This window comes from Kushneria aurantia DSM 21353 (assembly GCF_000382245.1).
Taxonomy (GTDB): domain Bacteria; phylum Pseudomonadota; class Gammaproteobacteria; order Pseudomonadales; family Halomonadaceae; genus Kushneria; species Kushneria aurantia.
On record NZ_KB907867.1, the window covers coordinates 138,964 to 160,017 of the forward strand.

Sequence of the window (21,054 nt, forward strand, 5' to 3'; positions counted from 1 at the left end):
TCGTCAATCACTGCATCTCACCACTCCCCCTCACCTTCTCCGCCACTGCATTGGCACGCAGCGCGAGCATTCCCGCCACGGCGATCAATGTCATCCCGAGCAGAGTCCAGCCATCGGGAACTTCCCCGAAGAAGACGAAACCCCACAACGCCGCGAAAATCAGGAAGGCATAATCGAAGGCGGCAATCACATGCGGTCGCGGCGATTGATAGGCTTTGGCCAGGCCGATGCTGATGCCGACCATCAGGGTGGCCAGGGTGGCGATCACCATCCAGTTGCGAGCGCTCATCCGGCTCCAGTTGCCGAGCAGGAAAGGATAGACATTATCCGCGCCCTGCGTGGAAACGATGGCACAGCTGATAGTCGTCCCCATCGCCAGCAGCGTCACGTTCAACCAGAATCCCAGCACAGGTGCCGGTGTCAGTTGGCATTTGGCACGGGTTAATACGGCGGCAATCGCATACAGCAGCGCCGCGCTAACGGGGAGGAGCGCAAAGGGCGTGAAACCGATGCCGCCGGGTTTCACGATCAGCACGACGCCCAGAAACCCCATGAACATCGCGACCCAATGACCCGGGTTGATTGGATCGCGCAGAAAGATGGCCGCCAGCAACGTGATGAACAGCGGCGCAGTGTACAGCGAGGCCGCGACGACGGACAGATCCAGCAGTGGCAACGCCGCGTAGATGCCCAGATACATCAATGACAGCGCCAGGCTGCGCAGCAGAATCCAGCCCAGCCCGGGCACCCGCACACGACCGCAAGCCAGTAACGCCAAAACCGGCACGACCGCCAGCGAGCGCAGCACATAGATCTGCCATAGCGTCATGTCGGTACTGGCATATTTGACGATCGCATCGGCAAGCGCCATGGCAAACACCGTGGCGAGGATGGTCAAGACGCCGCCGGTGACTGCAGATGAAAAATGTTTCTGTTGGAACATGGCAAGGCTCCCGGCAAGTGAGAGCCCAGTGTTTCAAGGGGACATAATATCGTATAGTCGCCTTTATCCACCCACAAAATTTCATAAAATCGAACAATGGAACGTAACGACCTCCACGCCCTGCAGACCTTCATGACCATCGCCGATCAGGGCTCGCTGCGGGCTGCGGCACGCGCGCTCGGCGTCAATCCGCCGGCGGTATCGCAGCAGTTGAAGGCCTTCGAGGAACGTCTCGGCGTACCGCTTTTCACACGCAGTACCCGCTCGGTAGCACTGACCCAGGCGGGGCAGGCACTCTATGCGGGCAGCAGCCACTTGCTGGGCGCCCTCGAGGAAACACTGGAAAACACCCGAAATGCAGCAAGGGCACGTGCCGGACGCTTGCGCATCAGCCTGCCCTTCCGGGCCTGGCAGACGATCGTGGCACCAGGGATTGCCGAGTTTCAGGCCGCCAACCCCGGCATCGAACTCGATCTGACGATCGACGAGGCGCTGACCGATATCATCGCCGACGGCTTTCACGCCGGCATACGCCTGGGCGACCACCTTCAGGACAACATGGTCGCCATTCGCCTGTCGGCGTCCGAGGCAGCGGCTTACGTGGCGGCCCCTACCTATCTTCGTCGCCACGGCATGCCCGCCACCCCGCAAGCGCTGCTCGAACACACCTGCATCCGCTATCGGCAGCCCAGCGCCGGCCGGATCGCCGACTGGCGCTTCGTGACAGCGCAAGAAGCACTCACTATCGAACCCCGCGGCACACTGATTTTCGACGACCTGCGCAGCATCGTCGACGCTGCGACGCGAGGGCTGGGCATCGGCTGGTCGCTGAAAAGCGGGGTTCAGGAGGAGCTGGCAAGCGGGGCACTCATTCAGGTGCTGGCAGAGTTCACGCCACCCCGGCCAGGCTTCTTCCTCTACTTCCCCAGGGCATTGCAGGAACTCGGTCTGCTAAGGGCCTTTATCGACCATTTTCGCGCAAGTCGAACGTCCGAGCGTGGCTAGTATGGTGTCCCACAAATACCATCCAATCATATCGCCCCCCTGGCGCCGCTCGCCGCTCAAGCATGCGCCATCGGCGGCAGGCATCGCGGCAGGCGGGCCTCCAGCAGCCGCGCCACCGCCATCACCCGGTCATCGCGGTAGCGCGGGCCGACAATGTGCAGCCCTACCGGCAGCCCGCGATCATCGAGGCCGCAGGGCATGGACGCTGCCGGCTGCTGGGTGAGGTTGAAGGGATAGCTGAACGGCGTCCAGTCGACCCAGTCGTCATAATCGCTACCCGGCGGCACCTCATGGCCGGCCGCGAAGGGCGCCAGCGGCAGCGTGGGCGTCACCAGCAGGTCGAAGCGGCGATGAAAGTCGGCCATATGGGCGACCAGCGCCGCACGCGCTTCGCGGGCGGCAAGATAGTCCGTCAGTGTGAGGCGCTTGCCGCGCTCGGCGATCGCCCGCAGGCCGGGGTCGAGGGCGTCGCGCTGCGCCTCGCTCAGACCATCGAGCAGCCGCGAGGCGCCTGCATGCCAGAGGGTATCGAAGCTCGCCTTCGGCGACGCGAAACCCGGGTCGACCTCCTCCACATGCGCCCCCAGCGCACGCAGCTCGGCGACGCCCGCCTCCACCGCGCGCAGGATATCCGGGGCGACCTCGGCGTAACCGAGATCGCGGCTATAGGCCACACGCAGGCCGTCGAGATCGTCCGGCGGAGCGGCCAGCCAGTCGACGGGACAGGCAGGGCCGGCGTAACCGTCGCGGGCATCGGGGCGGGCGACCACCGACAGCAGCAGCGCGCTGTCGACGGCGCTGCGGGTTATCGGCCCCAGGTGCGACAGCGTGGTCATGGCGCTGGCCGGCCACTGCGGCACCCAGCCAAAGGTGGGCTTGAGACCGAAGATGCCGGTAAAGCTGCAGGGAATGCGGATCGAGCCGCCGGCGTCGCTGCCCTGATGCAGCATGCCCAGATTGAGCGCCGCCGCGGCGGCGGCACCGCCGGAGGAGCCGCCGGCGGTCAGTTCGGGGTGCCAGGGGTTGCGCGTAATGCCGTAGAGCGGATTGTCGGTGACCCCCTTCCAGCCGAACTCCGGCGTGGTGGTCTTGCCCAGCAGCACCGCCCCGGCAGCGCGCATATGGGCGGTAAAGGGAGCGTCCACTTGCCAGGGGCCGGCGGCGGAAGTCGTCGTCGAGCCCTTGCGGGTAGGCATGCCGACGGTCAGGGTCAGGTCCTTGAGGGTGCTCGGCACGCCATCCAGCGGCCCCAGCGGCTCACCCCGCTGCCAGCGCGACTCGGCGGCGCGGGCGGCGACCAGTGCCCCCTCCGCGTCAACGTGACAGAAGGCATTGACCACAGGATTGAAGCGCTCGATACGCGCGAGACAGTCGCGGGTCAGCTCGAGCGGCGAGAGCTCACCACGGGCAAACAGTGCCAGAGCCTCACAGGCGGTCAGCTCGGCCAGCGCAGTGGGAAGACGATCGCTCACGACGGCTCGCCACGACCGGCCACGCCGGCCAGTGTCAGGGTGGCGTGCAGCAGGACGTTGGCACCGGCGGTCACGTCCTCGGGGCTGGCATATTCGGCCTCGTTATGGCTGATGCCCTTCTCGCAGGGAATGAAGATCATCGCCGCCGGCGCGATATCACTGATGAATACCGCGTCGTGGCCGGCGCCGCTGACGATGTCACGATGGGCATAGCCACCCGCCTGCGCCGCTTCGCGAACGGCCGCGATGCAGTCGGTATCAAAATACTGCGGCGGATAGTCGGCGGTGGGCGTCACCTCGACGGTCAGTTCGCTGTCGGCTTCGACCTCCTCGAGCAGATGCTGAAACGCCTCGGCCATCGTCTTCAACGCCGCCTCGTCGCTGTGGCGCAGATCGATGCTCAGCGTGACCCGCTCGGGAATCACGTTGCGCGAATTGGGCGCCACCTGCACCGCGCCCACCGTGCCGCGACCATCGGGCTGCTGCGCCAGCGCGATCCGGTCGACCCCCTCGATCACCCGAGTGGCCCCCAGCAGGGCGTTATGGCGCAGATCCATCGGCGTCGAGCCGGAGTGCGCGGCCATGCCGGTCAGGGTGACATCGAACCACTTGAGCCCCAGTGCGCCGGTCACCACGCCGATACGGTCACCCGCCTCCTCGAGAATCGGCCCCTGTTCGATATGCGCTTCGAGATAGGCCGCGAAACGACCCGGCCGGTTGGCGTCATCGCCGGCGTAACCGATCGCCTCCAGCGCCTCGCCGGCGGTAATGCCCTCGGCGTCGCGACGCGCCAGCGCATCCTCCAGCGTCAACTGACCGGCGAACACCCCGGACCCCATCATGCAGGGCGCGAAACGACACCCCTCCTCATTGGTCCAGGAGACCAGCTCGATCGGCCGCTGGGTGGCAATATCATGGGCATTGAGGGTGCGGATCACCTCCAGTGCCGAAAGCACGCCAAAACAGCCATCGTATTTGCCGCCGGTGGGTTGGGTATCGATATGGCTGCCGATCACCACCGGCTCGGCGGTGTCATCACGGCCGGCGCGGCGGGCGAACAGGTTGCCGATGGCATCAAAACGCACCGCCAGCCCTTCCGCCTCGCACCAGCGGGTCAGCAATTCGCGCCCCTGGCGATCGAGCTCGGTGAGCGCCTGGCGATTGTTGCCGCCCTTCGCCGTGGCGCCAATGGTGGCCAACGCCATCAGCGCCTGCCAGAGCCGGTCGCCGTCGATGGCGGGAAGATTCGAGAAAGGCTGTGATGTCGTCATGATGGGTCCTTTTGTTGTTGGAAATGGGTCGCGTGAAGCGTAGAGAGCCGGCTCGGTTCTATACGACTCTAACGCTTCAATCTCAAGTGTCCCATTGAGATGATGAGCGAATTGGTGGCGCAGTACCATGATGCTTCGTCATCAACGCATTGACGGTGTTGAGCTCAGAAGCTGCATCCGCCCTGCATTCGCCCATTATTGCCTTTAAAAAACGCATGAACTGCCAGGCTACGATTTAACCTGGATAGAAAACAGGTGACGTTGCACACAGAAGCCACGATTTCTTGTCATTACAAGGGTTCCTGAAGCGATGAGGCTTAGCATGAGGTATGCAAATGGTATCACCCTCATCCAACAAATAAATGGCTTCACCCATTATCACCTCAAGCCAGCCAGCCAGCACAACTATTACTTCGGTACCGGAGAACTGATAATCATCATCACCCGAAACCCCACCGGGTTCCAATACGGTCTCAATAATTTGCAAATCATGGCAGAAGGCAGGTGTCATGATTTCCTTATGCATACCTCTACCCGGAAATTCCAGCCTGCCTCGCTTGCTTTTCTTGATAATGGTCGCATCGCCATTGGCCTCTGTATCGGTATCGTCCAGCATAAGTAACATAGGCTGCTCAAGACATTGACATATCGACCGCATCACCTTGATCGAAGGCGAAGATATGTCGCGCTCAATCTGACTTAGCTGCCCTACAGAAACATCGACAATTTTCGAAAGCTCCGACAGGGACATTTTTTTTAATTTTCTTGCTTTTCGGATACGAGAGCCTAACGATTTTTCTTCGACTACATTCACAAAAACTATCCTTCCCGTTACCAAGCCCAAAATCTTCGATCACGCTGTGACAGATAAAGCTAGCCTGTCAAACAACGCCCTGGTCCAAAAATACTAATTTTTGAGACTCAAAGCCTATACCACTCCACAAATTTACCCCGCCTTATTAGTTACAAAGGGAGCATCATCCAGGCGCATAATCATGATTTCACGGTGATTTTTGGTTTTTCAGGACCGACTACATAGCCGCCCAAGATGTCGCCTTGAGAAAGGCTCTCAGCACCGATAGAAGAAATATTACCAGCATAGTTTATAATCATGAAAAGAGAGATTGACGCTCCGGCCAACATCATAAATAGCGACGTAAAAAGAGTTAACCTGCTCTCCCTCGCCGGCAGATTTTCATCTCCCTTTTCGGTTAGTTTTTCAAGGTACTGCAAGGCCTTTTCAGTAGGAGTAGAGCGCTTGGATATTAAATATATAGCAGCCACCGAAAACAAGGCGCCGAAGATAACGGGATCCAAAAATGCAGGCAAGGATATCATTCCAATCTTGTTCATTATCGCAGGTATAAGATTACCCAAAAAACCCAGCACCATACCCCACACAGCACCTTCTTTAGTGATCCAGCGACACCATATACTCATAAAACCGACCGGCCCCCATGAAGATGCAAAAAGCGTCGCTGAAAACCAAACTATTGCCATTATCGCAGGCGGCTGTATCAGCGCAAGCACTAGTGCAACAATACTGGAAAAAAGAATCGACAGCCGACTATAGAGCAATGTTCTCTCCTGCAGGTTTGTATTGACAAAAATATCGTTAACGAGACTGAACCCTACCAAAGACAGAAAAGTTGAGCAGGATGAAAGACCAGCTGCAAAAATTCCTGAGAGAGTCAGCACACCCAGCAAAAATGGGAATACGTTTAATGCCGCCCAAACCATAGCTCTTTCAGATTGCACAATATCAGCATCAAAAAGATTAAGCGAGGCCGCTGCAGGCATCAGCAGCAGATAAATCACTGCAAGAGAAAGTGTCGTTATCATTCCAGAGCGGATAACAACCTGTTCATTCTTTGCCATTAAGTGACGCCCACTCTGCCAAGGACTGACAGCCAATACACTAGCCCAGACCAGGCCAAGCGTTATTAGCCAGAGTAGAGACTGCCATGCCTTCGGCAAGAACGATTCCTCACCAGTATGACCATGCCAAGCAACAATACCCGACTTTTCAGTCATCCGGTATAAACCATCGATAATGCCCTGCCAGCCGCCTACAGAGTGGATAATAAAAACAGATCCCGCAATAGCGGCAAACCCAAAAACGAGAAACATAATTGTGTCAGTCAACAAAACACCTTTTGAGCCTGAATAAAAGGTGAAACTGGTAAACACACACCAGACGATTATCAGTGATAATTCGTAGGAAATGTGTGTCAGCTCGGAAAGCATAACACTTATCCCTTGCATAACGCCCAGAAGGTATAGAATCACTCCAAAAATAGTCGTCAATCCTGCAATTTGTCTCAGCCCTGGGGAATCGAAACGTTTGCCAAAAAACTCTGGTATTGTAAGAGCCTCGCTCCTTCTCAGGTATCGACCAAAAAAAACTGCTCCTAGATAGCTGCCGTTAACACTAATTGTCGAGAGCGCCAACATAAGAAAAGGAAAGCCATCGTAGGCAAACCCCGTCTCTCCCAGAAAAAGACCTGTACTGAGATAGCTGGCCACTAACGTACCCACGATCAGAAGTGTCGGCGCATTACGGCCAGCAACAAAATAATCATCAACATTTCTGACAGCTTTACCCGCCCACCCACCAACCACTAAGTAGACGATAAGACTTACCACGACAGACCATACATAAGCACTCATAACCACCTCTCGATTGCATTTTTCTATAGCAAAATGGAATTAGCTATTTAACTTCATAAGTTTGTGTATCTTTTTGTCTCAGGCAAAACGTTCCTCTACCCTGTCTTTCAGTCTGTATAGAAGAAGAAGTGCCTCTGCTACAGGCCTATGTAAAGCATGGCCAGTATAGGGACGCGGTAGGGTCAATGGCAGAGAAAGCTCACTCTCTTCTGCCCCCATAACTAGTCGCGCCAGTTGATCCCCCATGAGAGTGGACAGCGCCATGCCTCTGCCATTGAAGCCATATCCTGTATACAAACCACGCCTGACACGATGAAGCATGGGTAAATGCTGCCGCGTGACCGCAACTCTACCATTCCATAGATAATCGAAATTATATTGCCCAAGATTCGGAAAAATCCGAACCATTTCTTTTTTTAAACGTATTCTATCGCGTCGATTCGGACGATCTCTGAAAGATGAAGCTGAGCCAAAAAGTAATCGATTTTCAGCATCAACATGATAATAGTTGAGCAGACGCCTGGTTTCCGATACTGAACGCCTGTTTGGTATAATTTCTGACCTATCTTCAATACTCAACGGTGCGGTTGCACCTTGTAACGACACCATCGGAATTATCGATCTTCTTAAGTCGTCAAGGGAATCATCACTATAACCATTGGTTGCTAATACGATATTCTTGCAAACAATATGCTGATTATTGCATGCAACTTGCCAAATACCGCCGCTACGTTTTATTTCCACAGCACGCGAGTTAATGTGAATCTGCACCCCTGCTCTCAAGCAAGCTGATGCCAGCCCCAACGTATAAAGATAAGGTTGAACATTACCGCCCCGATGATCGATCCAGCCCCCGGTATAGTTGCCACCGCCAAGCTCTTTTCGTATTCCTTCGGCATCAAGCAAGGTGACATCCGCTCCCCTCTCCCTCCATTGTTCAGCACGACTATAAGCTTGTTTAAGACTGTTCCTGCAGTGCGCCCCCTGTATCCAGCCTGCCTGACGAGCCTGGCACTTAATATCCAAACTTTTTATCAGAGAAAACGTGTAATCGGCTGCCTGCCCGGTCAGTTGGTTCATCCTTTCTGCCAGCGCTGTGGGTAAAAGCGCTTCAATTTCACGCGGACAAGCTTTCAAGCCAGGAATGATCTGTCCACCGCTACGTCCCGATGCCCCCCAACCAATATCACCAGCATCAATGACTACAGGTATGTGCCGTTCAAGTGCGAGATGATAAGCACATGAGAGCCCTGTCAGCCCTGCACCAATGATGAGAGTGTCAGTTTTTATATTCTCCTGAAGCGGCGTGAGCTCACTACACGTCTGCTGATCAGCACGCCACCAATTGCATGAGGTTTGCATATGCCTCCTTTTTCATTTTATTGGAATTTTATTTCATATTTTCACTATTTTGAAAATTGAGCGACATGTCAAGCATTCCGCCAAATTTTTTGGTGCAGGGCTCCGAGATCAATTAGTTAGCTACGAAAAAGCGAAGACGCCCAACCTCACTCCCGCAGCGCCGCCAGCTCCGCCAGGTAGCGCTTCAGCACCAGATTGGGCGTGGCGCCGGAGCCCACCACCGAGTAGTAGTGGGTATCGAAGCCGAAATGTTGCGGTGCCAGCACGCGCATGCGGCCCTGTTCGACCCAGCGCTCGGCATAATGGGTGGGCAGAAAACCGATCCAGCCGCCGGCCAGGATCAGAAAGGCGACACCCTCCCGGTCGCTGGCCGAGGCCATCGGCCACAGGTCATCGTAGTGGCGGCGAATCTCGGCGGTCTGGGCATAGGCGGGGGCCACGGCGTCGCAGGCGACAATCTCCTCGAGCTCGATCGCGGCGCGATCGAACAGCGGATGGTCGCCACCGCAGTAGAGCGCCGAGCGCTCGCTGTAGAGGAAGGTGTAGTCGAGCCCGGCCAGCCGCCGCGGGCCGGGCACCACGCCGGCATGCAGGCTGCCGGCCAGAATGGCCATCTCGATCTCTTCGGGCGGTTTCATGTGAATGTTGATGTAGACCTGGTCGCCCTGCGCCTTGAGCCGTCTGAGGGCGTTGCTGACCTGCATCTGCGGCATGCTCACCAGGTTGTCGGCGATACCGATATTGAGCTCGCCGGTCAGGCTCTCGTGAACCCCGTTGACCCGGGTGCGAAACTCCTCCACCGCCGCCAGTAGCCGCAGGCTGTAGTCATAGACCTGCTGCCCCTCGCGGGTCAGGGCGAAGCCGCTGCGACCGCGCTGGCACAGCCGCATCGACAGCCGCGTCTCCAGATCGTTGATCGCCACGCTGATCGCCGGTCGGCTGATGTCCAGATCGACCTGCGCCGAGGAGAAACCGCCGCACTCCACCACCTTGCGAAAGATGCGCAAAAGGCGCAGATCGACGTCACCGAGCTGGCCGATCAGTGGTATGCGACGGCTCTCCGTGCCCTTGCTCATGGCGACTCCCGTTTGTCGAGGGTGGCGCTCGCCTCACCGGAAGGCGCGCGAAAGTTAACCAGATACTTTCCTGACATTAATCACTATCGGATTTATTGACGCAAATCCTCGGTGCACTCTGAAGTGATTCGTCGCGGGGTAGCCCCCGCTCTCCCTGATGAAACAACGCCGAGGTATCGCCATGTCACAGCGTCTTGCCCACTTTATCGACGGCCGGCGCACCGCGCTGGACGCCCATCGCAGCGGTGCGGTGTTCAACCCCTCGACCGGCGCGCAGTCGGCCGAGGTAGCGCTGGCCTCGAAGGCCGATACCGAACACGCCATCGCCAGCAGTCAGGCGGCGTTCGAAAGCTGGTCGCAGGTCACCCCGCTCAAGCGCTCGCGGGTGCTGTTTCGCTTCAAGGCGCTGCTGGAGGCGCACAGCGACGAGATCGCGCGGCTGATTGCCAATGAGCACGGCAAGGTGCTCTCCGATGCCAAAGGCGAGCTGACCCGCGGCATCGAAGTGGTCGAGTTCGCCTGCGGCATGCCTCACCTGCAAAAGGGCGAACACTCACTCAACGTCGGCAGCGGCGTCGACTGCTGGACGCTGATGCAGCCACTCGGCGTGTGCGCCGGCATCACGCCGTTCAACTTCCCCGCCATGGTGCCGCTGTGGATGTTCCCGATCGCCATCGCGGCGGGCAACAGCTTCGTTCTCAAGCCCTCGGAGAAGGACCCTTCGTCCACCCTGCGCATCGCCGAGCTGTTCAGCGAGGCGGGCCTGCCGGACGGCGTGCTCAACGTGGTCAACGGCGATCGCGAAGCGGTCGATACCCTGCTCACCGACCCGCGCGTGCAGGCCGTCAGCTTTGTCGGTTCGACGCCGGTCGCCGAGTACATCTACGCCACCGCCTCGCAGCACGGCAAGCGCGTGCAGGCCCTCGGCGGCGCCAAGAACCATATGGTGATCATGCCCGATGCCGATCTCGATCAGGCCGTCGAGGCGCTGATGGGCGCCGCCTACGGCAGTGCCGGCGAGCGCTGCATGGCGATCTCGGTGGCGGTACCGGTGGGCGAGGAGACCGCTACCCGGCTGCGCGACAGGCTGCTGGCGAAGCTCGATACGCTACGCGTCGGCGAGAGCATCACCGATGGTAGCGATCACGACATGGGGCCGCTGGTCACCCGCGAGCATCTGGAGAAGGTCAGCGGCTATATCGCCCAGGGCGAGCAGGAGGGTGCGGAACTGGTGCGCGACGGCCGCGCCTTCGACAACGGCAGCGACGGCTACTTCATCGGCGGCACCCTGTTCGACCATGTTCACCCCGGCATGCGCATCCACCGCGAAGAGATCTTCGGCCCGGTGCTGTCGATCGTGCGCGCCGCAAGCTTCGACGCGGCCGTCGGTCTCATCAACGATCACGAGTTCGGCAACGGCACGGCGATCTTCACCCGCGACGGCGACTGCGCGCGCCAGTTCTGCGAACGGATTCAGGTCGGTATGGTGGGCGTCAACGTGCCGATCCCGGTGCCCATGGCGTTTCACAGCTTCGGCGGCTGGAAACGCTCGCTGTTCGGCGCCCTGCACGTCCACGGCCAGGACGGCGTACGCTTTTACACGCGGATGAAAACCGTCACCGCGCGCTGGCCCTCCGGCCTGCGCGAAAGCACCAATCAGTTCAGCATGCCGACCCACTGAGCGGAGACCCGACCCATGAATCACAACAACGATCGCCCCACCAATCAGAGCGTCAAGGCGCTGGATCGCGCTCATGTCTTCCACTCCTGGTCAGCGCAGGGCGCCCTCGACCCGCTGGCGTTCAAAAGCGGCAAGGGCTGCCGGCTGTGGGACTACGACGGCCGCGAGTACCTCGACTTCTCCAGTCAGCTGGTCAATACCAACATCGGCCATCAGCACCCGAAGGTGGTCGCGGCGATCAAGGCCCAGGCCGAGGAGCTGACCACCATCGCCCCGGCCCACGCCAACCTCGCCCGCGGCCGCGCGGCGGAGAAGATTCTGGCCCGCGCGCCGGCCGGCTTCGACAAGGTGTTTTTCACCAACGCCGGCGCCGATGCGATCGAGCACGCCATCCGTATGGCGCGCGCCGTCACCGGTCGCGACAAGGTGCTCTCCGCCTACCGCTCCTACCACGGCGGCACCGGCGCAGCGGTCGTCGCCACCGGCGATTTCCGACGCATTCCCAACGAGTTCGCCCGCGGCCATGTGCACTTTTTCAATCCATGGCGGTATCGCAGCGAGTTCCACGCCACAAGCGATGAGGAGGAGTGCCAGCGCGCCCTGCACCATCTGCGCCGGGTGATCGAGAGCGAGGGGCCGGGCAACATCGCCGCCCTGCTGCTGGAGAGCATTCCCGGCACCGCCGGCGTGCTGGTGCCACCGCGCGGCTACCTGAAAGGCGTGCGGGCGCTGGCCGACGAGTTCGGTATCGTGCTGATTCTCGATGAAGTGATGTCCGGCTTCGGTCGCAGCGGCGCCTGGCTGGCGCTGGAGCACTTCGACGTGACCCCGGACCTGATCACCTTCGCCAAGGGGGTCAACTCGGGCTACGTGCCGGCCGGCGGGGTGATCATCAGCGAGCGTATCGCCCACCATTTCGACGACGAGATGTTCTACGGCGGCCTGACCTACTCCGGCCATCCGCTGGCGATGGCGGCGATCTGCGCCACCCTCGATACGATGGCCGAGGAGAACATCGTCGACAACGCCGCCCATATCGGCGATACCGTGCTCACTCCCGGCCTCGCCCGCCTGCAGGCGCGCCATGAAGTGATTGGCGAAGTGCGCGGACTGGGGGTATTCCACGCCATCGAACTGGTCGCCGACCGTCAGAGCCGCGCGCCGCTGGACGCCGCCGCCATGGGCCGGATCAAGGCTGCCCTGCTCGAACGGGGTCTACTGCCCTTCGTGGTCGCCAACCGCATCCACGTGGTGCCGCCCTGCGTGGTGACAGCGGAAGAAGCCGAGCGCGGGCTTGCGATCATCGACGAGGTGCTGGGCGCATTCGCGGGCTGAGGCGCCCTTTCTGCAGTGGCGTTTACCCGCATACCAATAGCGTTCGATTTCCGACCCCGAACGACAGGTGGGCGTGCGCTTTTGTCGCTGCCTCGAGCAGGGTTTGCGGCGCATCCGGGCGATATTTTTCGTTATCCTGGGGCTCCACCCAGGTTCAGGAACATCAGGATGACAACATCCATTCCCATCACACAGGTCGATGTCGCCATCGTCGGTGCCGGGCCGAGTGGCCTCTGCCTTGCAGGGGCGCTTTCCGGCCATGGCGTCAGCACCATGCTGATCGACCGTCAGTCCCGCGCGGCCATGGCCGAACCGCGCAGCGATGGTCGAGAGATTGCACTGACGCGGGCGTCGCAGGAGATTCTCGAGGCACTCGGCATCTGGTCGCGGATAGCCGCCAGCGAGCGAGCACCAATGCGTGCGGCCAGGGTGTTCGATGGTCAGTCGCTGTTCGCCATGCGGCTCGGCCCCGACGCCTCGCGCACCGAGCCGCTCGGCTGTCTGGTCCCCAACCAGGCGATCCGTCAGGCGGCCTATGCCGCGCTCGAGGCGGTACGTCCCGCCGCACACGCCGAGGTGCTGTGGCGCGACGAAAGCGAAGTGAAAGCTTTTCACCCGGACGATCGGCAGACCGGCGTCGAGATCCGTCTCGTCAGCGGCGAGACGGTCAGGGCCAAACTGCTGGTGGCGGCGGACAGCCGTTTCTCGCAGACGCGGCAGGCGATGGGCATTGCAGCGCACAGCTATCAGCACGGCCAGCAGATGCTGGTGTGTCGTATGCATCACCGCAAGGCGCACGATTTCACCGCCTGGGAGTGGTTCGGCCATGGCCAGACGCTGGCGCTGTTGCCGGTAAGCGAGCACTGCTCATCGGTGGTGCTGACACTCAAGCCCAGCGAAATGGACGCGCTGCTGTCACAGCCGCAGGAGAACTTCGATGCCGAGATCACCCGTCGTCTCGGCCGCCGGCTGGGCGCCATGACGCGAGTGGCCGAGCCGCACTGCTATCCGCTGACGAGCGTGTATGCCGAGCACTTCGTGGCACCGAGACAGGCCCTGATCGGCGATGCGGCGGTCGGTATGCATCCGGTCACCGCGCATGGCTTCAACCTCGGCCTGCAGGGAGTGTGGCGGCTGGCCACGCTGATCGGCGAGGCGCGCCGCGCCGATCAGGATATCGCCGCCGCGCCGCTGCTGCACCGCTACCAGCACGATCATCGCCTGGCAACGGCCCCGCTGTTCGCCGCGACGCTGGCCATCACCGGTCTTTATACCAATGACCGCCCTGCCGCCAGACTGCTGCGCAAGGCGCTACTGCACGCCGGCGATGTCGCCTGGCCGGTACGGCGTCTAATCGCCGCCCACCTGATGCGCCCGGCCCGGTGACGCGCCGCACGCATGCCGGGAGCCTGTCGTCGGGCAGGTTATGGGGGCGAGCGTAGCGCACAGCTGAAGACGAGGCGGCACCGGCGGGTTATCGACGCTATGCTGGTCGGGATTCAACCGCCAATATCGAGTCCCGCAACATGAACAAGCTCGACAGCGACCTGCTCAAGCTGCTGATCCGTGATGGCCGCATGTCCTACGCCGACATGGCGCGTCAGCTCGACATCTCCCGTGCCCATGCGCGGGACCGGGTTCAACAGCTGGTCGAAAGCGGCGTGGTCGAGCAGTTCACGGCAGTGATCAACCCTGCCAGCCTCGGCAAGGTGATCTCCACCTTCGTCGACCTGAAAGTCGCGCCATACGCGCTGGAGCGAATGGCACAGGAGCTGGCCGCCTGCCCGGAGGTGATCAACCTCTACATCATGAGCGACCTGCGCAGCCTGCATATCCACACCCTGACCGACAGTCAGGAGGCTTTCGACGGTTTCGCCCGCCAGTACCTGCTCGGCCGCGAGGAGATCATTGCGGTCAACTGCACCAACCTGCTCTCGCGGGTCAAGCATGGCGAAGGTGGCGCCAAACTCTGAGCCTCTGGAGCCGGGCGGCCTACAGCGCAGCCGCTTCGCCGTCGCTGCGCGGATCGGCCGCTCCCTCCAGTACGCCATCGGGATGGCGCGCCACCGCACCGGCGTGCCCCATGAGGTCGCTGAAGGCCTCGACCTTTTCGATCTCGTGTCCCATCGCCGCAAGCGTTTCGAGCCATTCAGGGTCGAAACGTGACTCCAGCTTGAGGGTGACGCTCTGCTCCCCCCAGGTACGGCCCAGCAGCCAGCGCGGCGCGCTCACGGCCTGCGCCAGCGGCTGACCGAGAAGCGCGTGACGGCTGAAGATGGCCGCCTGGGTCTGCGGCTGCCCCTCGCCGCCCATGGTGCCGTAGACCAGGGTTTCGCCACTGTTGAGTCGCGCCAGCGCCGGATTGAGCGTGTGAAAGGGAAGCCGGCCCGGCCTCAGCGCCTGGCGCGCCTGCGGATCGAGAGAGAAGCCGATGCCACGGTTCTGCCACAGCACGCCGCTCGAGGGCAGCACGATACCGGCACCGAACTCCCAGTAGGTGCTCTGGATAAAACTCACCGCCCGCCCCTCGCCGTCGATGCAGCCGAGCCAGACGGTATCCCCGGCGTCCGTCGGCTGCGGCCACGCCAGTGGCTGGCGTGAATCGATCGCCGCCGCCATGCGATCGAGATGCCCTGCGCTCAGGAGTGTCTCGGCGTCGATGGCCATGAACGCCGGGTCGATCACATGACGGTCACGCGCCATGAAGGCCTGCTTGGTCGCCTCGACCACAGCGTGCAGATACGCCGGGCCCTCCGCCTCGGCGGGTGGCAGACGGTCCAGAATGCCCAGAATCATCAGTGACGCGACCCCCTGGGTGGGAGGCGGCAGATTCCAGACACGCCCCGCCTTGAGGGAAACGCTCAGCGGCGACACTTTGCGCGCACGATAGTCGGCCAGGTCGGCGCCACGCAGCGGACTGCCCAGCCGGGCGAGGTCTTCTCCCATGGCGGCACCCAGCTCACCGCGATAAAAGTCGCCCAGCCCGCGCCGCGCCAGCTGGCGTAGCGTCTCGGCCAGCCGCGTCTGGCGCAGCAGCGCACCCTCCGATGGCGGCGCGCCGTCGATCAGCAGGTGATCGGCAAAACCGGGCTGCTCGCGCAGCTCATCGAACTTCGCTGCCGTCAGTGCTGCCTGGCTGCGACTGACCGCCACGCCGCGCTCGGCCCATTCAATCGCCGGTGCCAGCAGCCGCGAAAGCGGCAGCCGGCCGCCCCACTGCGCCGCGATTGCCAGCGCGCGCTGCCAGCCGTCGACCGTACCCCCTACGGTCAGCGCCGCCAACGGACCGCGAGCCGGGATGCTGTCCAGCCCGGCATAGAAGTGGCGATCCGCCCGCCGCGCGGCGCGACCGCAGGCCTCGATAGCGCGCGGTGGCCGCCCCGGCTCGGCCAGTAACCAGAAGCCATCACCCCCCAGCGCATTCATGTGCGGGTAGGCCACGGCAACGGCGGCGGCAGCGGCCACCATCGCCTCGATGGCGTTGCCGCCCTCTCTGAGCACATCGCGGCCGGCGCGCGATGCCAGATAGTGCGGCGTTACCATCATGCCGCCGCGCGGTGCTTGCATGGACTGCATTGTCGACTGCCCCCCGGGAATGAATGGACGCCCTGTCACCAGCCGATCAGTGCCGGCAACCAGGTCACCAGCGCCGGAAACAGGCACAGCAGCAGCAGCGCCACGAACTGAATGCCGATATAGGGCAACACCCCCTGATAGATATGGCGTGTCCTGATCTCCGGCGGCGAGACCCCCTTGAGATAGAACAGCGCCCAGCCGAAAGGTGGTGTCAGAAAGGAGGTCTGCAGGTTCATCGCCACCAGAATGCACAGCCAGGCGAGATCGACCCCCTGGGCCTGGAACCAGGGCAACATCAGCGGCAGCACGATGTAGGAGATCTCGATCCAGTCGAGGAAAAAACCCAGCACAAAGACCAGCAGCATCATGAAGGCGATACCGCCCCACACACCGCCGGGCAGGAAGCCGAACAGGGTATCGATCAGGCGATCGCCGCCCAGGCCGCGGAAGGCGAGGCCAAAAACCTGCGCGGCGATCAGCACGAAGAGCGTCATGCCGGTAATCTTGAAGGTGGTGATCACCGTTTCATTGATGACCGCGACATTCAGCCGACCGGTCACCGCCACCAGTACGATGGCACCCAGCGCACCGACCGCGGCAGCCTCCGTGGGTGCGGCAATACCGCCAATGATCGAGCCCAGCACCAGCACGATCAACAGCAGCGGCGGCACCACTACGCGCAGCAGATCGACCAGCATGCGTCCGGCGCTGATGCCCTGACGCTCCGCCAGCGGAATGGGCGGCATGCTGTCGGGCCGACGCCACGCCATAACCACCAGATAGAGCAGATACAGCCCGGACAGCATCAGCCCCGGAATCAGTGCCCCGGCAAAAAGCGTGCCCACCGACTCACCGGAGATATCGGAGAGAATAATCAGCACCAGACTGGGCGGTATGATCTGCCCCAGCGTGCCGGCAGCACATATCGTGCCGCACGCCAGCGGCTTGCTGTAACCGCGCGCCAATAGCGTGGGCAGACTGATCAGCCCCACGGTCACTACGGTGGCGGCGACGATGCCGGTCGAGGCGCCCATCAGCACCCCGACGATCACGATCGCGAATGCCATGCCCCCGGCGCGATGGCCGGCAGCCCGACCAATCACCTCCAGCATGCGCTCGGCGAGCCTGGATTTCTCCAGCATCACGCCCATAAAGACGAAAAGCGGAATCGCCAGCAGGGTATAGTTGGTGACCACTCCGAACACGCGCAGCGGCAGTAGCCCGAAAAGCTCCGGGCCGAAGCCGAGAATGCCGAAAATCAATCCACTGCTGGCCAGCGCGAAGGGCACCGGTACGCCTGCCAGCAAAAGTACGAAGAGTGCGACCACCATCCATACCGACATCAGATCAATGCCCATGCGGTGTCTCCTCGTTAGCGGTGAGACATCCCGACAGGTCGATCAAACCACGCGCCAGCGCCTGCACCGCCACCAGCGCAAAGCCCAACGGCACGAAAGCCTTGATCACATAGCGCGCCGGTAGACCGCTGGGGTCGGGTGACCCCTCTCCGAGCATCCATGACTGCTCGACAAAACCGAGGCTGATCCAGGCCAGAAACAGCATGCCGGGTACCACCAGCAGCAGATTGACCAGGATATCGAAAATCACCTTCAGCCGGGGGCTGTAGTACTGATAGAGAATATCGACACGAACGTGGTCACCCTGTTGAAAGGTATAGGAGGCGCTGATCATGGCGATCACCGCCAGCAGATGCCACTGCAGCTCCTGCTGTGCCACCGAGCCGGTGCGCAGCAGATAACGCATGGCCACATCGAGGCAGACCAGCAGCACAAGCGCCAGCGTCAGCCAGGCCGTGGCGCGGCCGAGATAGCCAATACCACGCTCCACGCCGGTCAGGGCACGAAGCAGCGGTCCAGCGGGGGCGCGTCGCGCCGCGCTATCGGAAGAAGTCGTCATGCAGGCACTCCGGGAGTGAAAAAGCGGCTACCGGCAAAGCGGCAGCCATGGCCCTCGAGACTCAGAGCACCCGGTTGTAGAGCATTTTCTGGCTCAGATTGAGCCAGTTCATGGCCTGGTCCTTGAAGCCGAAATAGGACTCGTGAACCTTTGCCACCATCGGGTCCTCGCTGGCATAGGTGTTGAGCGTGTCCATGGCGATCTCGCGCAATCGCTGCAGGACCTCCTCGGAGAGCTCATGCAGCTCCACCCCTTCGTTGTTGACCAGATCCTGCAGCGCACTGGCGTTGTTGGCATTGCACCAGGCCAGGCTGACCTCGTTGCAGGCGGCGGCACAGTTCTCGACGATAGCGCGCAGGTCGGCGGGCAGCTCCTGCCAGGCGGCGCGATTGATCAGCAGCTCGGTGACGTTGCAGGGTTCATGCCAGCCCGGAGAGTAATAGTGGGAGGCGGCGTTCTGCAGCCCCAGTTGACGATCCAGGTAGGGGCCGACAAATTCAGCGGCATCGATCACGCCGCGCTCCAGGGCGGGGAATATCTCGCCACCGGGCAGCACCTGGACGTTAACGCCGAGCTGCTGATAGACCCGCCCCGTCAGTCCCGGTGCGCGCATACGAAGCCCCTGAAAGCTCTCGAGCCCCTGCAGCGGCTGCTTGAACCAGCCGGTCATCTGCATACCGGTATTGCCTGCCGGCAGCGCCTTGAGGCCGAAGTCGGCATAGACCTCATCCCACAGCGCCTGGCCGCCACCGTGATACAGCCAGGCGTTGGTACCCATCGCATCCATACCGAAGGGCACGGCAGTGAAATATTGCGCCGCGAAGGAGCGGCCCGACCAGAAAAAGGCGTTGCCCCAATTCATCTGTACCATGCCACCACGCACGGCATCGAAGCCTTCCAGGGCAGGAATCAACTCGCCGGCGGGGTAGAAATCGATGTTCAGACGGCCATCGGTGGCCTCCCTGACCCGGCGCACGAAGTCGCTGGCCGAGCCGGGGCCGGTGGTATAGAAGGGCGTGCCGGCACCGTAGGCGCTTGTCATCCGCCAACGAAAGGTCTGACGGTCGCTGGCCCGTGCCACCATCGGTGCGGCAGCGGCGCCCACCAGCATACCGGCGCCGTTTTTCAGAATGTCGCGTCTTTTCATGCTTTCCCCTTTTTGTTGCACTGAATGTGAACAGCGAACGATACCCTGCAACCTATTCGCAAAAGGCATGCCATTAGCTTTATTTATAAATTCAACTATTTGATTTTAAAAAAATTAAACGGGAAAAAGAAAAATATTGTCCAGAGCCTTTTAAACCGATCGCCGCACCTCGCTGGTGCTCGACTCTGTAGGGGGAAAGGAAACAATAGGCAACGATATCGACGCCCCGAATAGCAAATGTCGTAGCGATATCTCGCTAGCGAATACGTTTGAAAACCGCGGCACCGCTACCAGTGACAATTGTCATCTCGCTTCACCGTGATACGCGATGAGCCATAACGGCGCACTTCCCGACCCGCCGCCGGCCAGGGCAGGATAGAGGCAGCGACTGTCGCCCCTGCCCGGAGCCTTCATGACCCTTTCGCAATACAACACCGAAGATGACACCCTGCTGCGCGAGTGGCGCCATGACTTTCACCGCCACCCCGAAATCGCCTTCGAGGAGCATCGCACCAGCACGCTTGTCGCCGAGCGCCTGCGCGAGATGGGGCTCGACGTGCATACCGGCCTGGCCGGTACCGGCGTGGTGGCCACCCTGCACGGTAACCGCGGCCACGGCCGCAGCATCGGCCTGCGCGCCGATATCGACGCCCTGCCGATCGACGAGGTCAACAGCTTCGCGCACGCCTCGCAGACCCCGGGGCGTATGCACGCCTGCGGCCACGACGGCCACACCACCATGCTGCTGGGCGCCGCCCGGGCGCTGGCGCACGACCCGGACTTCGCCGGCAGCGTGCACTTTATTTTTCAGCCCGCCGAGGAGAACGAGGGCGGTGCGCGGGTCATGGTCGAGGAGGGCCTGTTCGAACGCTTTCCGATGGATGCCGTCTACGGCCTGCACAACTGGCCGGGCATGCCGGTGGGCGAGGCGGGCGTGCATGACGGCGCGGCGATGGCCGCCTTCGATGTGTTCAGCCTGACGCTTTCCGGGCGCGGCTGTCACGCCGCCATGCCGCACATGGGCAGCGACGTGATTCTCGCCGCCTGCGAGCTGGTCACACAGCTGCAGGGCATTGTCAGCCGCGAGCGCCCGGCCCACCAGCCGGCGGTGCTGAGCGTCACCCAGTTTCACGGCGGCGACGCCTACAACGTCATGCCCGAACGGGTGACACTGCGCGGTACCCTGCGCTGCTTCGACGCCGAGCTGCGCGGCTACCTGGAGCGCCGCCTGCGCGAGGCCGTCGACGCCCTGGCTGCCTTTCACGGTCTCGGCGTCGAGCTCGACTATCAGTCGCGTTATCCCGCCACCATCAACGACGCCGAGCAGGCCGGGCGCTGCGCCGAGGTGCTGGCCGCGATGGACGAGATCGGCCATGTGCACCGCGACCTGCCGCCCTGCATGGCCTCCGAGGACTTCGCCTTCATGCTTGAGAAGTGCCCCGGCGCCTATATCTGGCTGGGCAACGGTGACAGCGCGGCACTACACAACCCGGCCTACGACTTCAACGACCGCCTTACGCCGATTGGCGTGGCATACTGGCAGCAGCTGACGCGGCAGTTGCTGAGTGCCTGAAAATCGATATAAGAAAATCTTATGGC

The 21,054-nt window shown here is 61.5% G+C and carries 17 protein-coding genes; 6 read left to right on the forward strand and 11 right to left on the reverse strand.

Features of this window, described 5'->3' with window-relative positions; translation table 11 throughout:
- Positions 1-7: 7 nt before the first annotated feature.
- Complete coding sequence (locus H146_RS0106465) at positions 8-943, reverse strand: DMT family transporter (protein ID WP_019951055.1); 936 nt, start codon at positions 941-943, stop codon at positions 8-10.
- A gap of 96 nt (positions 944-1,039) precedes the next feature.
- On the opposite strand from H146_RS0106465, the gene H146_RS0106470 reads away from it, so the two are divergent.
- On the forward strand, positions 1,040-1,948 hold the full coding sequence (locus H146_RS0106470) for a LysR family transcriptional regulator (protein ID WP_019951056.1): 909 nt from the start codon (positions 1,040-1,042) through the stop codon (positions 1,946-1,948).
- 56 nt (positions 1,949-2,004) lie between these two features.
- Here the strand turns inward: H146_RS0106470 and H146_RS0106475 are convergent, their stop codons facing one another.
- The 6 genes from H146_RS0106475 to H146_RS0106505 form a co-directional block, all read right to left on the reverse strand.
- Positions 2,005-3,420 (reverse strand): amidase, encoded by a 1,416-nt coding sequence (locus H146_RS0106475; RefSeq protein WP_019951057.1) that lies wholly within the window; start codon positions 3,418-3,420, stop codon positions 2,005-2,007.
- A complete protein-coding gene (locus tag H146_RS0106480) occupies positions 3,417-4,691 on the reverse strand; it encodes a Zn-dependent hydrolase (RefSeq protein ID WP_019951058.1) in 1,275 nt (424 codons plus the stop codon). The genes H146_RS0106475 and H146_RS0106480 overlap by 4 nt, the downstream gene beginning before the upstream one ends.
- A gap of 235 nt (positions 4,692-4,926) precedes the next feature.
- Positions 4,927-5,505 carry a helix-turn-helix domain-containing protein gene (locus H146_RS20635; protein ID WP_156826723.1) on the reverse strand — a complete coding sequence of 193 codons (579 nt, stop codon included), beginning with the start codon at positions 5,503-5,505 and terminating at the stop codon, positions 4,927-4,929.
- 179 nt (positions 5,506-5,684) lie between these two features.
- A complete protein-coding gene (locus tag H146_RS18665; protein WP_083920798.1) occupies positions 5,685-7,361 on the reverse strand; it encodes a sodium:solute symporter family protein in 1,677 nt (558 codons plus the stop codon).
- Between the two features lie 78 nt (positions 7,362-7,439).
- The gene (locus H146_RS20640; protein WP_083920799.1) at positions 7,440-8,723 is read right to left on the reverse strand and encodes an NAD(P)/FAD-dependent oxidoreductase; all 1,284 of its coding nucleotides are present in this window, start codon (positions 8,721-8,723) and stop codon (positions 7,440-7,442) included.
- Between the two features lie 146 nt (positions 8,724-8,869).
- Positions 8,870-9,799 carry a LysR family transcriptional regulator gene (locus H146_RS0106505; RefSeq protein ID WP_019951062.1) on the reverse strand — a complete coding sequence of 310 codons (930 nt, stop codon included), beginning with the start codon at positions 9,797-9,799 and terminating at the stop codon, positions 8,870-8,872.
- A 181-nt stretch (positions 9,800-9,980) separates the two neighbouring features.
- Between H146_RS0106505 and H146_RS0106510 the strand changes: the two genes are divergently transcribed.
- The 4 genes from H146_RS0106510 to H146_RS0106525 all read left to right on the forward strand — a co-directional run bounded on the left by H146_RS0106510 (position 9,981) and on the right by H146_RS0106525 (position 14,788).
- A complete protein-coding gene (locus H146_RS0106510; protein ID WP_019951063.1) occupies positions 9,981-11,480 on the forward strand; it encodes a CoA-acylating methylmalonate-semialdehyde dehydrogenase in 1,500 nt (499 codons plus the stop codon).
- A gap of 15 nt (positions 11,481-11,495) precedes the next feature.
- Positions 11,496-12,815 carry an aspartate aminotransferase family protein gene (locus tag H146_RS0106515; RefSeq protein WP_019951064.1) on the forward strand — a complete coding sequence of 440 codons (1,320 nt, stop codon included), beginning with the start codon at positions 11,496-11,498 and terminating at the stop codon, positions 12,813-12,815.
- Between the two features lie 168 nt (positions 12,816-12,983).
- Positions 12,984-14,201 (forward strand): 5-demethoxyubiquinol-8 5-hydroxylase UbiM, encoded by a 1,218-nt coding sequence (gene ubiM, locus H146_RS0106520; protein ID WP_019951065.1) that lies wholly within the window; start codon positions 12,984-12,986, stop codon positions 14,199-14,201.
- A gap of 140 nt (positions 14,202-14,341) precedes the next feature.
- Complete coding sequence (locus tag H146_RS0106525; RefSeq protein ID WP_019951066.1) at positions 14,342-14,788, forward strand: Lrp/AsnC family transcriptional regulator; 447 nt, start codon at positions 14,342-14,344, stop codon at positions 14,786-14,788.
- A 19-nt stretch (positions 14,789-14,807) separates the two neighbouring features.
- On the opposite strand, the gene H146_RS0106530 is transcribed toward H146_RS0106525, so the two are convergent.
- From H146_RS0106530 to H146_RS0106545, 4 genes are all read right to left on the reverse strand, one after another.
- Positions 14,808-16,391, reverse strand: coding sequence for a gamma-glutamyltransferase family protein (locus H146_RS0106530; protein WP_019951067.1), 1,584 nt, complete (start codon positions 16,389-16,391; stop codon positions 14,808-14,810).
- Between the two features lie 35 nt (positions 16,392-16,426).
- Entirely contained in the window at positions 16,427-17,749 is a 1,323-nt protein-coding gene (locus H146_RS0106535; RefSeq protein ID WP_019951068.1) for a TRAP transporter large permease, read from the reverse strand.
- Positions 17,739-18,308: a TRAP transporter small permease subunit gene (locus H146_RS18670; RefSeq protein ID WP_019951069.1), complete on the reverse strand. Its 570-nt coding sequence runs from the start codon at positions 18,306-18,308 to the stop codon at positions 17,739-17,741. Before H146_RS18670 ends, H146_RS0106535 begins: the two co-directional genes overlap by 11 nt.
- 61 nt (positions 18,309-18,369) lie before the next feature.
- Entirely contained in the window at positions 18,370-19,455 is a 1,086-nt protein-coding gene (locus tag H146_RS0106545; RefSeq protein ID WP_019951070.1) for a TRAP transporter substrate-binding protein, read from the reverse strand.
- Positions 19,456-19,867: 412 nt separating this feature from the next.
- Here H146_RS0106545 and H146_RS0106550 point away from each other — a divergent pair, with 412 nt between their 5' ends.
- On the forward strand, positions 19,868-21,028 hold the full coding sequence (locus tag H146_RS0106550; protein ID WP_019951071.1) for a M20 aminoacylase family protein: 1,161 nt from the start codon (positions 19,868-19,870) through the stop codon (positions 21,026-21,028).
- The last annotated feature ends 26 nt before the right edge of the window (positions 21,029-21,054 follow it).

Coding starts and splice junctions, on each gene's coding strand:
- H146_RS0106465 (WP_019951055.1), bottom strand. CDS start 943: ATGTTCCAACAGAAACATTTTTCATCTGCAGTCACCGGCGGCGTCTTG.
- H146_RS0106470 (WP_019951056.1), top strand. CDS start 1,040: ATGGAACGTAACGACCTCCACGCCCTGCAGACCTTCATGACCATCGCC.
- H146_RS0106480 (WP_019951058.1), bottom strand. CDS start 4,691: ATGACGACATCACAGCCTTTCTCGAATCTTCCCGCCATCGACGGCGAC.
- H146_RS18665 (WP_083920798.1), bottom strand. CDS start 7,361: ATGAGTGCTTATGTATGGTCTGTCGTGGTAAGTCTTATCGTCTACTTA.
- H146_RS20640 (WP_083920799.1), bottom strand. CDS start 8,723: ATGCAAACCTCATGCAATTGGTGGCGTGCTGATCAGCAGACGTGTAGT.
- H146_RS0106505 (WP_019951062.1), bottom strand. CDS start 9,799: ATGAGCAAGGGCACGGAGAGCCGTCGCATACCACTGATCGGCCAGCTC.
- H146_RS0106510 (WP_019951063.1), top strand. CDS start 9,981: ATGTCACAGCGTCTTGCCCACTTTATCGACGGCCGGCGCACCGCGCTG.
- H146_RS0106515 (WP_019951064.1), top strand. CDS start 11,496: ATGAATCACAACAACGATCGCCCCACCAATCAGAGCGTCAAGGCGCTG.
- ubiM (WP_019951065.1), top strand. CDS start 12,984: ATGACAACATCCATTCCCATCACACAGGTCGATGTCGCCATCGTCGGT.
- H146_RS0106525 (WP_019951066.1), top strand. CDS start 14,342: ATGAACAAGCTCGACAGCGACCTGCTCAAGCTGCTGATCCGTGATGGC.
- H146_RS0106530 (WP_019951067.1), bottom strand. CDS start 16,391: ATGCAGTCCATGCAAGCACCGCGCGGCGGCATGATGGTAACGCCGCAC.
- H146_RS0106535 (WP_019951068.1), bottom strand. CDS start 17,749: ATGGGCATTGATCTGATGTCGGTATGGATGGTGGTCGCACTCTTCGTA.
- H146_RS18670 (WP_019951069.1), bottom strand. CDS start 18,308: ATGACGACTTCTTCCGATAGCGCGGCGCGACGCGCCCCCGCTGGACCG.
- H146_RS0106545 (WP_019951070.1), bottom strand. CDS start 19,455: ATGAAAAGACGCGACATTCTGAAAAACGGCGCCGGTATGCTGGTGGGC.
- H146_RS0106550 (WP_019951071.1), top strand. CDS start 19,868: ATGACCCTTTCGCAATACAACACCGAAGATGACACCCTGCTGCGCGAG.